Origin of the sequence: Psychrobacter lutiphocae DSM 21542, assembly GCF_000382145.1 — a bacterium.
In the GTDB taxonomy this organism is placed as follows: domain Bacteria; phylum Pseudomonadota; class Gammaproteobacteria; order Pseudomonadales; family Moraxellaceae; genus Psychrobacter; species Psychrobacter lutiphocae.
In genome coordinates this window covers 1-12,811 of the sequence record NZ_KB907657.1, presented here as the reverse complement: position 1 = coordinate 12,811, position 12,811 = coordinate 1, and the positions used below count along the sequence as shown (strand labels likewise).

The following is a 12,811-nucleotide window of genomic DNA, read 5'->3' as shown; positions in this document are numbered from 1 at the left end:
TTTAAAAATTAACACTCAACATTCAACAATCACAGTTTTTGGTTATTGTTAATCAATGATCATTGATGTCAATCAGTGTGCATAGACTTAGCTAAGATAAGGCGTTAGGTCACTTTTGCCTTGCGAATGGCTTGATACAGCTTTGGTGGTGACAAGCGATTGATCAAGGTGGCCAGTTTTTCTTTGTGACCAGCGACAATAATATATTCTTTGTCTTTTGCCAAGGCGCTCACCACTTTTTTCGCAAAAGCTTTGGCAGTCAGTCCCTTATCGGTGGCTTCATCCATGGTGCCTTGGGTGCTGCCATCACCAGTCAGTGCATTGATGGAGACATTGGTTTGGATAAAGCCTGGGAATACAGTGGCAACTTTAACATGTTGCTCGCTTAATTCAGCACGCAGGCTATTGGCCCACATATGAATGGCTGCTTTCGCCGCCCCATAACCGCCACGATACTGAGTGCCTAACAGGCCAGCGATACTAGAGACCATCACCACTTTGCCACCGCCTTGCTTAATCATGGCTGGCAGTACCAGTCGGGTCAGTCGAGTTTGGGCAAAATAATCAATTTCCATCAGTTGGCGTTCAATCGCTTCATTGGTATCCATAATCAGTGAGCGCTGACTGACACCAGCATTATTAATTAGCCAGTCGATGCCGCCCATTTTATCAATAATTTGCTGATAAGCGGCTTGGCTTTGTTCGCTGTCTAAAATATCAAACGGTAGAACGAGGTGTTTTTTTGAGTGCTTGCATTTATTTTTGACGGTTTGAAGTTTGTCAGCATTACGGCCACTTAAGATGACAGTGGCACCGCGGCGGGCACATTCAATACTCAAGGCTTCACCGAGACCGCTTGAGGCGCCGGTAATCCAAACGGTTAGGTTGTTAAGTTTCAGCTTTGTGGTGAGTGTCATCAGGGTGTTTCCTTTTTTGTTTTGATTTTTTGTTTTGATTGTCAGTTCAGTATTTAGGTTCGTTTTTATCGTCTATTTTAAGTCTTTGTTTTATTTTTATATGAAGTCGAATTGAACTTTCTGTAACTGAAAAAAATTGAAAGAGGATGACAGCCAAGGGTAGGGGAGAGGCTTTTTTGCAAAAAATGAACTGTCCGTATCAAAAATATTAGCCATAAAAAAAGAGCCTCAATTTGAGACTCTTAATTTATCACAGTTTGCTTATATTTTAACTGGTGTACTTTTTCATTATAAACTTAAGTTGATTAATGAAAAAGGTGATTAGCCACCGAAGTCATCAAGCAAGATATTTTCATCTTCAACGCCTAAGCTATGTAACATCTCGATAACCGCAGCGTTCATGACAGGAGGCCCACACATATAGTATTCACAATCTTCTGGGTTTGGATGATCTTTCAAATATTCTTCATACAAGACGTTATGAATAAATCCAGTGTAGCCATCCCAATTATCTTCAGGTAGTGGGTCTGATAGTGCCACATGCCATTCAAAGTTGTCATGTTGCTCAGCTAGCATGTCGTAATCTTCGACATAGAACATTTCACGTACAGAGCGCGCACCATACCAAAAAGAAATCTTACGGTCTGAATGTAAGCGTTTTAACTGGTCAAAGATGTGTGAACGCATTGGTGCCATACCAGCACCACCACCGATAAATACCATTTCCGCTTTGGTGTCTTTGGCGAAGAACTCACCATAAGGACCAGAAACAGTAACTTTATCTCCAGGTTTTAAGTTAAATACATACGACGACATTTTACCTGGTGGAATACCTTCAGGACCACGAGGTGGGGGACTTGCGATACGGATGTTGAACTTGATAATGCCTTTTTCATCTGGATAGTTGGCCATTGAATAGGCACGAATCACAGGTTCATCTACTTTTGAGACGTAGCGGAACATATTGAACTTTTCCCAGTCGCCTAAGTATTCTTCATCAATATCGAAGTCTTTATAGTGAACTTCATGTGGTGGCGCTTCAAGCTGAACATAACCACCAGCTCGGAAGTTCACTTCTTCACCGTCAGGGATTTTCAAGACTAATTCTTTAATGAAGGTAGCTACGTTATGGTTAGAGATAACCTCACATTCCCATTTTTGTACGTCAAAGAATTCAGGGTCAATCTCAATCTTCATGTCTTGCTTTACCGCAACCTGACAGGCAAGACGCATGTGATCGCGGATTTCACCTTGGGTAAAGTGACCTTCTTCTGTTGGTAGAATAGAGCCACCACCTTCAAGGACTTTACAAGTACATTGGCCACAGGTGCCACCACCACCACAAGCGGAAGATAAGAAAATACCTTCACTTGCAAGGGTTTGTAATAATTTACCACCAGCTGGGGTAACCACGTCATTGTCAGGATTGTCATTAATACGAATGGTGACATCCCCTGAACTGACCAATCTTGAGCGGGCAATCAAAATGATGGCCACCAAGCTCATGATAATCAGGGTAAACATGGCGACGCCGCCAATGGCGGTACCAAATAACTCCATGATTTTTGTCCTTATTTAAATATTAAAAATCGCTTGTTTTCTATATTGGAAATTGGGCAATTTAAATCGGTTTCTTAAATTGACATGCCACCAAATGACATAAATCCAAGCGACATCAATCCGACAGTAATGAAAGTAATACCCAGTCCACGTAGTGGGGCAGGGACATCTGAGTATTTTAGCTTTTCACGAATACCAGCCAATAGTGCAATGGCAAGTGCCCAACCAAAACCAGAACCAATACCATAGGTTAATGATTCAGTGAAGTTGTAGTCACGCTCAACCATGAATAAAACACCACCCATAATGGCACAGTTTACGGTAATTAAAGGTAAGAATACGCCCAAAGCGTTGTATAGTGCAGGCACAAACTTATCTAGGAACATCTCTAGGATTTGTACCGTTGCAGCAATCAAGGCGATATAGCTTAATAGACCTAGAAAGCTTAAATCTATGTCTGGAAAGCCGGCCCATGCAAGTGCGCCATCTTTTAGAATAAATTGATACAGTAGATTGTTCAGTGGTACGGTAATCGCCATCACCACGATAACGGCAACACCCAGCCCCATAGCGGTCGATACCTTTTTAGACACAGCTAAGAAGGTACACATACCTAGGAAGTAGGCCAGCGCCATATTTTCAATAAAAACGGACGTAATTAATAGACTAAGATAATGTCCCATTAGTGACCTCCTCCATGTGCCATGCCTTTCGACTGCGGCTTCATAACAAATTCAGCTTCTTCAACTTGCTCTGGTTTCCAAGTACGGATAACGGCAATAAACAAACCAATAATAAAGAAAGCTGAAGGCGGTAGTAATAACAAGCCATTTGGTACATACCAACCACCAGCAGTTACTGGCGTTAAGATAGAAATATCTAGGATGCTACCATTGCCGAGCAACTCACGAATGGTTGCGACAAATATCAATACCGCTGAGTAACCAAGTCCGTTACCGATACCGTCCAAGAAGCTAGGAACTGGTGGGTTACTCATGGCAAAGGCTTCTGCGCGACCCATCACAATACAGTTGGTAATAATCAAACCAACGAATACAGAAAGTGACTTACTGACATCGTATGCCACAGCTTGTAGGATTTGGTCAACCACGATTACCAAAGAGGCGATAATGGTCATTTGTACAATAATACGAATACTTGATGGAATTCGATTACGGATGATTGAGATAAAGAAGCTTGAAAATGCCGTTACCAAGGTTAATGCGATACACATTACCAATGCGTTTTTGACGCTGGTTGTTACGGCCAATGCCGAACAAATCCCCAAGATTTGTAATGCAATTGGGTTGTTATCAAAGATCGGCGTGGTTAGGATTTTTTTAGTATCTGTTGCCATGTTATGCCTCCTCGCCAGCAGTGGTTGATGCTTGAGCAGTACTATGAGTACTATGAGTATCTGTATCAGGCGTGCCACTACGTAAGTTGTCTAAAAATGGTTTATAGCCACGGTCGCCAAGCCAGAACTGAACAAGGTTGTTGACACCTTTACTAGTAAGTGTTGCGCCACTGATACCGTCAATAACCTCCCCCTTGCCCATGCCGATAGCAACATTACCTTGCTCATCGTACACTTGCTTTTCTTTCCACTTGTCACGTTGCTCTTGTTCTTCGATACGAGCACCTAGGCCAGGGGTTTCTTTATGCTGATACCAGCTAATACCTTTAATCGTGTTTAAATCACTTTCTAGGGTCAAAAAGCCGTACATGGTACCCCATAGTCCATAGCCATGAACAGGTAATACCATCAGCTCTGGATTGCCATTGGCATCATTTTTAACAAAAACTTTAGCAAATTTTGGCACAGCACCGATGCTTGCTGGATCATCATTACCAAGGTCAATGCTTAGTGCTGCATTTTTGGCAGCGATATTTGCATCGTACTCGGCAACATCGGTAATACCTGCTTCTTGTAGCTGTTCTTCAGTTGCATACTGGCCAGACTGCATATCGACTAATTTGATATCAAAATCAGCAAAGCGCTCTGCAACATCTTCATTGGTGTCTGTGGTTGGATCAAAGAGCCCCGCTGCGACCAAAATATTTTTATTAAGGTCAAGTGCTTTGTTTTTGACTTGTGCAGGTTTTAAGCCAACTGCAACTGCAGAAACTAAAACAGAGCACACCAAACATAAGACCAGTGCCACCATAATGGTGGTCATATTAGAGTTTGAGCTTTTCTTAGTCTGCTGGGACATGACGCATCCTCCGAGCCGTTTGACGTTTGATGTTTGCTTGTGTGACAAAGTAGTCGAATAAAGGTGCAAACAAGTTAGCAAATAAGATGGCCAGCATAATACCTTCAGGGAAGGCTGGATTAATCACACGGATCAAGACGGTCATAAAGCCGATTAAGATGCCGTAAGCCCAACGACCCTTGTTGGTATGGGCAGCAGATACAGGATCTGTGGCCATAAATACCGCACCAAATGCAAAGCCACCCAGTACAAGGTGCCAGTACCAAGGAAGACTCATCATTAGGTTGTCGCTTTGAGCGCCAAATAAGTTAAATACCGCTGATGTCACGACAAGTCCGACCACACAGCCGGCAATGATGCGCCATGAGGCAATGCGTGTCCAGATAAGGACGATCATGCCAAGCAAGATAGCAAGGGTAGAGACCTCACCGATACTGCCTTGCATGTTACCTACGAAGGCATCCATCCAAGTGATGGCTGAGCCATAAGCATTTGTAAATTGATCTGGGGTAATACCAATGGCAGCAAGGCCAAGCGGTGTCGCACCTGAGAAGCCATCAACCGCTGTCCATACAGTCTCTCCAGACATATAAGCGGGATAAGCAAAGTAAAGAAAAGCACGGCCTGATAGGGCAGGGTTTAAGAAGTTTTTACCAGTACCACCGAAGACTTCTTTGGCGACTACCACACCGAAGCTAATGCCTAGCGCCACTTGCCATAATGGAATATTAGGTGGCAAACATAGGGCGAATAGTACAGAGGTTACGAAGAAACCCTCGTTGACTTCATGGCCACGGACGACAGCGAAGATGATTTCCCAAGCAATACCAACCGCGAAGGTCACGATATAAATGGGTAAAAACTGCATGGCGCCATAGACAAAGGCAGCCCAAAGGCTATTTGGATCATAACCTGCCATGCTAGTAATGATGGTGCGCCAGCCTTCAGGTTGCAGACCTAATTGCGCCATAGCCGTTAGCGCTTGATGACCGACATTATACATACCCCAGAACATCGCAGGGAAAGTACACAGCCATACCATTATCATAATACGCTTTAGGTCGATACCGTCACGCACATGGGCTGCTGAGTGAGTGGTTGTATTGGGCTGACGTAAAAAAGTGTCAAACATTTCATAGACAGCGTAGTACTTTTCATACTTTCCGCCTTTGGTAAAGCTTGGCTCTAGACGGTCAAAAATATTATGTAAAAATTTCATCAGCGTTAGCCCTCCAGCTCGATGCGAGTTAAGTTATCACGCAGGATGTCGCCAAACTCGTATTTGCCAGGAGAGACAAAGGTACATAGTGCCAAGTCTTCTTCATCTAGCTCTAATGCACCCAGCTCCACTGCCGAAATAATATCTTCAACGATCAAGGCACGTAGCAATTGGGTTGGCAAATAGTCTTGTGGCATGACTTCCTCAAAGACACCGATTGGCACCATGGCACGAGGAGAGCCATTGGTAGACGTGGTAAAGTTGTATTTTTTGTCTTTAAAAAACTGTGAGATATAAATTGGCAGTTTTGAAAAGCGATTAAAGCCTAAGCTAAAGAAGTGGAACGATGGACGTTCACGACCTTCTTTCAATACACTGACTTGATTGTGGAAACGACCCAAATAAGCGGTGCTCTCAATCGTCTTACGACCAGACAGCACAGAGCCAGTAATGATACGGTTATCATCACCAACCAGCTCACCTTGGGTTAATTCTGTTAAGTCAGCACCACGATCTGTTACCACTAAGTGCGGCTTAGCGACAGCAGGACCGGCCAAACTGATTAAGCGGCGAGTATAAATGCGACCTGTGGTAAATAACTTACCAATGGCAATCACATCTTGGAACCCAATGGTCCAGACCGTGACGTCACGGCTGACAGGATGCAAGAAATGAATGTGAGTGCCCGCCAGACCTGCAGGGTGTTTGCCTGCAAATGCATGATATTCAGTGCTATTACCAGAGGCAATATTGGTTGCCTTAGCAAGGTTGGCATTGCCATGATGGCACACATAGGTTTTGGGTGATAAGGTAGACAGTATCGCAAGGCCATCATCAAATGCTTGCTGTTCTTGTTGAATCAGTAGCATCGGGTCATAGGCTAATGGATTGGTATCCATGGCGGTGACGAAGATGGCTTGTGGGCGTGTTCCTATATCAGGACTACGGCTGTAAGGACGGGTGCGAAACGCTGTCCACTCACCAGATTTGATTAATTGCGCTTCAACAGCTTCAGAATCAAGACCAGCGAGTTCACCGGAAGCATATTTATTAAAAGTGATCTCGTTGGCGTCAGGGCCATTGGGATCAACTTCGATAACTAAGCTTTCAAACACACGACGCTCACCACGATTAACAGCGACAACCTTGCCTGAGGCAGGTGCGGTGTATATAACACCAACGCGTTTTTTGTCTTCAAAAACAGGTTGGCCTTTCGTGACAATATCACCGACTTTGACGTTCATCGTTGGCTTCATGCCAACATAATCATAGCCGATAAGCGCAATGTGCTTTGGCGAATGCTGGGTGATTTCACTACTGGGTGCGCCAGTAATGGGCAAATCAAGCCCCTTTTTGATGGTAATCATAAGCGAACTTATTCCATAAGAGAAGAAAGGCCAGACGTCCTGTCGGGTTGTGAGCAACTCAGGAACGGTATATATACTTACCGAGAATTGAACTTGCTATCATAAGAGAATGTAGCAGCAGTACGGCGAAACACGCACAACAGGATCAACTATTCGCTAAACTTGTTTCTAATGTTTGCGAGCAGACAGACCTGTGCTAACCTCTTAGCATAGAAGACAGTGGCGACTGGCTACCAAAATACATATACAATATATCCTAGGATTATACGTTAAATTACCCTAAAATTGCCAGTCTGTTTACTAATTTATAGATTTAGATGTCATAAATGTAGTTTATTGTTCTGTTTTATCTGTTATTCATTTAATTTTTTTATAAAAAAGGTTTTTTATTATGCATAACCACGCTGATATTAAAGCAGTTGCTCCGTTACTTATTCCAGCTATTGACTTAAAAGATGGTAAATGTGTGCGTCTAAAACAAGGGCGTATGGAAGACGATACTGTGTTTTCAGATGATCCTGTTGCCATGGCAACCCGTTGGGTGAATGAAGGTGCGCGCCGTCTGCATTTAGTTGACTTAAATGGTGCCTTTGATGGCGAGCCAGTCCACAAGAAAGTGGTGATGGAAATTGCCAAAGCACATCCCAAGTTACCGGTTCAACTCGGTGGCGGTGTGCGTAGCTTACAAACCATTGAGCATTATTTAGATGCTGGTTTAACTTATATTATTATCGGTACCAAGGCAGTAGAAGAGCCTGAGTTTGTTGAGCAAGCGTGTCGCGAATTTGCCGGTCACATTATTGTCGGTATTGATGCCAAAGATGGACTGGTTGCCACTCATGGTTGGGCGAATGTGACCGATGTAAAGGCAACGGAATTAGCCAAGCGTTTTGCTGATGCTGGTGTATCATCTATTGTATATACTGATATCGCTCGTGATGGCATGATGCAAGGGGTCAACGTTGAGCAGACGGTGAACTTAGCAAAAGTTGGCGGTCTGCCTGTGATTGCTTCTGGCGGGGTGACAGATATGCAAGACATTAAGTTGCTCAAGCCTTATGGTGAGTATCTAGAAGGTATTATTACTGGTCGGGCGATTTATGAAGGTACATTGGATGTGGGTGAAGCACAGTCTTATTTAGATCGCTAAGCTTTGACACTGACCCCCTTTGACGTGATGAATAATATGATGAGATACGTGATACCAGAGCCCAACCTCAATCAGCCAAAGCTAAGACATCAGTCACAATCAAGACAACAGCTTAGTACTCAGCAATCACACCCTGATGGTGACGGGTTCGCTACCAGTCATTTAGCTGTCAGTCGTCAAGTAGCAGTCAGTCCTCAAGCTAGTCGTTGTCAAGTTAACAGCTTCAGGGGCTTATGGCTGACGTTAGCGATCGTTAGTGGTCTTACTTTGATAAATCACAGTGCACACGCGGCTGTTACTGCTGTGGCAGTGGTAAATGTATCGGATTCTGAGATAAATGGCGCAGATGATAGCGGTTCTGAAGCTGTCGCAAGCACTAAATCCGATGCAGAAGCAGAAGCAGAAGACAAGCCGTCAGTGCCTATTCCTGCTGCTGGTAATCTAACAGAAAAAGATACGGTCATTGAGACTAAGCCTAGTCAGGTCAATGATGCTGATATTCAACAACGTATTACTGGCATTTTTTCAGAAATAGAAGGTCTAAAATCGGTCAATGTCACTGTTAATCAAGGGGTAGTCAGCTTAACAGGTGAAGTGCCCAATGAAAAAAAAGCACATCAAGCCATCAGTCTTGCCAATAGAGTTAGTGATGTGGTGGCAGTCGAAGATCGCATCAACCGTACTTTGGATGTACAAGATAATGTAACGCCAGTGATTGCCAGCCTTAAGCAGCAGTCTTTAAGCTTAATTAAGGCGCTGCCGTTATTGGTAGTTGCTATTGTGGTGTTTGCTTTGGTAGCTTGGTTTGGCGCATGGCTCAAACGCCGTGAGCGCCTGTGGCAACGAATCAGTCCCAACCCCTTTGTGGCAGAGCTGTTATCCCAAACGGTGAAGATTGCATTGATTATTATTGGCTTGATTTTAGCGTTAAGCTTGATGGGTGCTGAAGCCATCATTGGCACTTTGCTTGGTGGTGCTGGAGTGATCGGTATTGCGGTTGGCTTTGCGGTAAAAGATACTATCGAAAATTACATTGCGTCTTTGATGCTCAGCATCCGTCAACCGTTTCGTGCGCGTGACTTTGTGGATATTAATGGGCAGGAGGGGATAGTCGTACGCCTTACCAGTCGAGCAACGATTTTGATGACTTCCGATGGTAACCATTTACGCATTCCTAACTCTGAAGTATTTAAAGCCACCATTACCAATTACAGTAAAAATCCAGAGCGCCGCTTTACCTTTGAGCTAGGTATCGATGCCAATGATGATCCATTGGCGGCGATTAAAGTCGGGCTAGATGCAGTTTGCGAGTTGGATTTTGCGTTAGATACGCCAAAAGCGAGTGCAGTCATCACTGAAGTGGGCGAATCAAACATTATTCTGCGCTTTCAAGTCTGGGTGGATCAGACCGAAACTGACTTTAGCAAAGCCCGCAGTATTGCGATACGTGAAGTTAAGCATGCCTTAGAGAATCATGGCTTTAGCTTACCTGAGCCGATTTATAGGCTACGCTTTGAAGACGATGTGGAAGATGCGATTAAGCACTTTAAAGATGGCAAGTCTAATGATGGGAAGTCTTTTGTGCCTGATGACACGCCGTTTGATATCAAAGGTCGGCAAGCAGAAGAGGCACAAAAAGCACGTGCCAAACAGCGGGCGCAGCAGATATTGGCAAAGGCAGATCCTGACGAGATTTTGGATACCCGACCAGATCCCAAACTGCTGCAAAAAGTGGAAGAGGAAATTCAAGACAATACAGGTGATAAAGACTTATTAAATAAGAACAGTCCACAAGAATAACAGCCTGTATTTAGTTTACCAAAATATAACAGCAGGTCAGCGAAATGACGTTTAGCTTGGGCTAGAATAAAAGACTATCCATCTATTCAATTCGCCTACCAGTTAACCCATTAATGATGTCAGTATATTAAGTTTTTTGCAGACAAGGAGAAAGTAGCTATGTCTTCAACATTCAGTCTTCCACAAACCCAGTCCGCCATCACTCTAACCGAGTTTGGCGAGTCTGATGTCTTAGTCTATCAAAGTGATATTGCTGTCCCTAAGCTGACAGGTAGTCAAGTGCTGGTAAAAGTTGCTTATGCTGGTATTAACCCTGTTGATTATAAGACGCGACAAGGTTTGGGGTGGGGTGCAGAGAATATTAAAAACAATCAGTTTGCCCGCAATAAGCCAGCTATCTTAGGCTTTGATATGGCAGGAGAAGTGGTTGCCAGTGAGGTGGCTGAGTTTGCCGTTGGTGATAAAGTAGCTGCGTTAAACTTTGATGGCAGCTGCTATGCCCAGTACAATGATGTGGACGTAAAATATGTTGCCAAGGTACCAGAAGGTGTGGATTTAAAAACAGCTGGCGCACTGCCCTGCGCAGGGATTACTGCCTATCAAATGTTACAGTTTGCCGATATTGAGCAAGGTGAGCATGTGGTGATGAATGCGCCAGCAGGTGGTGTGGGTCATTTGGCAGTGCAAATGTTGACTCGTTTGGTAGATGAAAAAAACATCAAGTTGACTCTTATTTGCTCACCTGAGAAGTATCAAAAGCTGGGTGACTTGATAGATACCAATAAGCTTGCTGGCTGGATTGATTATACCAAAGATGAGGCGTTTCCGGCGCTTGAAGCAGATGTGTTGTTGGACTTGGTTGGCGGTGATGCAGGGGTGCGTGCTTTGTCTGTGTTAAAAGACGAGGGGCGTGTCGTGGTATTGCCGTCTATTTGGGTCGATAAGCTCAAGCAAGCAGGTCCTGATAGCTTAATCATCGAAGGCTTTATTGCCAAGCCCAATGCGCAAGATTTGGCTACTGTATTAGAGCAAGTCGCTCAGGGTCAGCTTAAATTGCATATTCAAAACACCTACCCACTTGCCGACACCGCAACAGCGCATCAGGCCTTAGAAACCGGTGATACCTTTGGTAAAATCGTGCTTGAGATGTAGTTAACGCTTGTTTTTAAGTCAGCACAACTCGTAAGCATCAATCATGCGGTGTGCAGTTTATTGAGAATATCAATAATTTCTGCACAGCGCTCAGGCGCCTCTATTGGCAGAAGATGACCATATTCAGATAAAGTAATGATGCGATCAGAAGGCACCACACGTCGCCAGCTTAGGCGTACTTTTTCGCTATTAAACACAGAGGGTTTGGCTAGTATCAAGTAATAAGGCAACGATTTTTTCTTTAGTTTTTTTAGGGATGGCGTGATATATGGGGTGCCAAAGTAGCTGGCCAGCTCATATTGAGGTTGAAATAACAGCTGATAGCCTGTATCTGTTTGAACCAGACTGTTTTTGGCAAAGATATATAAGTTGTCATTACTGATACGGCGATAAGCCGGACGCTGACGTAAGTCTTGGTAATAGTCATCAACGCTTGTCCAGTGAGCTTGTTTGTTATTGGTGCTTTTAAACGGTTCTTGGGTCATCATAAATCGGCGTGGCAGACTGCGATAGAGTAGGGTTTGCGGTTTGGTAAAGGTGACAGGATCTATCAGGTAAAGTGCGGAGAATAAGTCTGGACGCTTAGCAGCTGCCATTGCCGTTGCCGTAGCACCTTGGGAGTGACCAATACCAATGATAGGATGGTCTTGAGTCTTTTCTAGGTATTCGATTAGCAGTGCCGCATCTTGTTCACGAGTCAATACCTTATCAGTAGGTAGATCATACCAGTAGCCACGCATCGCCAAGCTAGAGATGTCAAATTGCTCACTAAGCTTGCTCAGCATGGGCTGATACACACCAACAGGAAAGCCATTACCGCCATAAAAATGCAGTTTGGGTTTAGCAAGCCTGCTAGATGTATGACTGACTTGATTTTTTGAGTTGTTAGCTGGTCTGTTATTTGGCTCAAGGCTGTTGCTTGGTTCAGGGCTGTTATTTTTGTTTTGATCACTACTAGCTTGGTGATTCACAAGTTGATAATGGCGAGCTTGTTTGCCAGCCAAAATAATGCGATGTTCTAATACGTCCATGATAGTTAACCTAGTTATGTTTTTTTATCCAACGTTGCCGTAAAACCACCCACTTCATGGGTGGATATAAGGCAACTGTGTATCCATGCTTACGCAAAGAAAGCTGTTTAGTGTGGCGTATTTTGCTGTTCGATATACTGGCGGATAATCTCAATTGGAGCACCGCCACAGCTACCTGCAAAGTAACTGGGTGACCACAACGCACTGCCCCATAACTGTTTAGAGATAGATGGATATTGCTTTTTGCGAATAAGCCGACTAGAAACGCCTTTTAAACTATTAACCAAGCTTGAGATAGCCACTTTGGGTGGATAAGTTACCAGCAAATGTACATAGTCATCCTCACCATCAAACTCCACAAGCTCGGCTTCAAACTTTTTGCACACATCATCAAAGATA

The 12,811-nt window shown here is 43.9% G+C and carries 12 protein-coding genes; 3 read left to right on the top strand and 9 right to left on the bottom strand.

All coding sequences use genetic code 11. The features are described from left to right. Nucleotides 1-104 precede the first annotated feature (104 nt). The 7 genes from H140_RS0111365 to H140_RS0111335 all read right to left on the bottom strand — a co-directional run bounded on the left by H140_RS0111365 (nucleotide 105) and on the right by H140_RS0111335 (nucleotide 7,279). Nucleotides 105-917, bottom strand: a complete 813-nt coding sequence (locus tag H140_RS0111365) for an SDR family NAD(P)-dependent oxidoreductase (RefSeq protein WP_019673782.1) — start codon at nucleotides 915-917, stop codon at nucleotides 105-107. Nucleotides 918-1,238: 321 nt separating this feature from the next. After that, nucleotides 1,239-2,477, bottom strand: a complete 1,239-nt coding sequence (gene nqrF / locus H140_RS0111360; protein WP_019673781.1) for an NADH:ubiquinone reductase (Na(+)-transporting) subunit F — start codon at nucleotides 2,475-2,477, stop codon at nucleotides 1,239-1,241. Nucleotides 2,478-2,551: 74 nt separating this feature from the next. Beyond that, complete coding sequence (gene nqrE / locus H140_RS0111355) at nucleotides 2,552-3,160, bottom strand: NADH:ubiquinone reductase (Na(+)-transporting) subunit E (protein WP_019673780.1); 609 nt, start codon at nucleotides 3,158-3,160, stop codon at nucleotides 2,552-2,554. Further along, nucleotides 3,160-3,834: an NADH:ubiquinone reductase (Na(+)-transporting) subunit D gene (locus H140_RS0111350; protein WP_019673779.1), complete on the bottom strand. Its 675-nt coding sequence runs from the start codon at nucleotides 3,832-3,834 to the stop codon at nucleotides 3,160-3,162. Before H140_RS0111350 ends, nqrE begins: the two co-directional genes overlap by 1 nt. Before the next feature lies 1 nt (nucleotide 3,835). After that, on the bottom strand, nucleotides 3,836-4,693 hold the full coding sequence (locus tag H140_RS0111345; RefSeq protein WP_019673778.1) for a Na(+)-translocating NADH-quinone reductase subunit C: 858 nt from the start codon (nucleotides 4,691-4,693) through the stop codon (nucleotides 3,836-3,838). Then, complete coding sequence (locus H140_RS0111340) at nucleotides 4,677-5,912, bottom strand: NADH:ubiquinone reductase (Na(+)-transporting) subunit B (protein WP_019673777.1); 1,236 nt, start codon at nucleotides 5,910-5,912, stop codon at nucleotides 4,677-4,679. The genes H140_RS0111345 and H140_RS0111340 overlap by 17 nt, the downstream gene beginning before the upstream one ends. A gap of 5 nt (nucleotides 5,913-5,917) precedes the next feature. Further along, entirely contained in the window at nucleotides 5,918-7,279 is a 1,362-nt protein-coding gene (locus H140_RS0111335) for a Na(+)-translocating NADH-quinone reductase subunit A (RefSeq protein ID WP_019673776.1), read from the bottom strand. 391 nt (nucleotides 7,280-7,670) lie between these two features. Between H140_RS0111335 and hisA the strand changes: the two genes are divergently transcribed. From hisA to H140_RS0111320, 3 genes are all read left to right on the top strand, one after another. Next, on the top strand, nucleotides 7,671-8,429 hold the full coding sequence (hisA, locus tag H140_RS0111330) for a 1-(5-phosphoribosyl)-5-[(5-phosphoribosylamino)methylideneamino]imidazole-4-carboxamide isomerase (RefSeq protein ID WP_019673775.1): 759 nt from the start codon (nucleotides 7,671-7,673) through the stop codon (nucleotides 8,427-8,429). A 36-nt stretch (nucleotides 8,430-8,465) separates the two neighbouring features. Beyond that, entirely contained in the window at nucleotides 8,466-10,229 is a 1,764-nt protein-coding gene (locus H140_RS0111325; RefSeq protein ID WP_227672889.1) for a mechanosensitive ion channel family protein, read from the top strand. Nucleotides 10,230-10,388: 159 nt separating this feature from the next. Beyond that, nucleotides 10,389-11,381 (top strand): NADP-dependent oxidoreductase, encoded by a 993-nt coding sequence (locus H140_RS0111320; RefSeq protein ID WP_019673773.1) that lies wholly within the window; start codon nucleotides 10,389-10,391, stop codon nucleotides 11,379-11,381. A 41-nt stretch (nucleotides 11,382-11,422) separates the two neighbouring features. Here H140_RS0111320 and H140_RS0111315 read toward each other — a convergent pair whose 3' ends face one another. Both H140_RS0111315 and tnpA read right to left on the bottom strand, forming a co-directional pair. Beyond that, nucleotides 11,423-12,412, bottom strand: coding sequence for an alpha/beta fold hydrolase (locus H140_RS0111315; protein WP_019673772.1), 990 nt, complete (start codon nucleotides 12,410-12,412; stop codon nucleotides 11,423-11,425). Between the two features lie 107 nt (nucleotides 12,413-12,519). After that, nucleotides 12,520-12,811, bottom strand: a 292-nt coding sequence (gene tnpA, locus H140_RS0111310; protein WP_019673771.1) for an IS200/IS605 family transposase, incomplete at its 5' end; no start/stop codon positions are given.

Coding starts and splice junctions, on each gene's coding strand:
- H140_RS0111365 (WP_019673782.1), bottom strand. CDS start 917: ATGACACTCACCACAAAGCTGAAACTTAACAACCTAACCGTTTGGATT.
- nqrF (WP_019673781.1), bottom strand. CDS start 2,477: ATGGAGTTATTTGGTACCGCCATTGGCGGCGTCGCCATGTTTACCCTG.
- nqrE (WP_019673780.1), bottom strand. CDS start 3,160: ATGGGACATTATCTTAGTCTATTAATTACGTCCGTTTTTATTGAAAAT.
- H140_RS0111350 (WP_019673779.1), bottom strand. CDS start 3,834: ATGGCAACAGATACTAAAAAAATCCTAACCACGCCGATCTTTGATAAC.
- H140_RS0111345 (WP_019673778.1), bottom strand. CDS start 4,693: ATGTCCCAGCAGACTAAGAAAAGCTCAAACTCTAATATGACCACCATT.
- H140_RS0111340 (WP_019673777.1), bottom strand. CDS start 5,912: ATGAAATTTTTACATAATATTTTTGACCGTCTAGAGCCAAGCTTTACC.
- H140_RS0111335 (WP_019673776.1), bottom strand. CDS start 7,279: ATGATTACCATCAAAAAGGGGCTTGATTTGCCCATTACTGGCGCACCC.
- hisA (WP_019673775.1), top strand. CDS start 7,671: ATGCATAACCACGCTGATATTAAAGCAGTTGCTCCGTTACTTATTCCA.
- H140_RS0111325 (WP_227672889.1), top strand. CDS start 8,466: ATGATGAGATACGTGATACCAGAGCCCAACCTCAATCAGCCAAAGCTA.
- H140_RS0111320 (WP_019673773.1), top strand. CDS start 10,389: ATGTCTTCAACATTCAGTCTTCCACAAACCCAGTCCGCCATCACTCTA.
- H140_RS0111315 (WP_019673772.1), bottom strand. CDS start 12,412: ATGGACGTATTAGAACATCGCATTATTTTGGCTGGCAAACAAGCTCGC.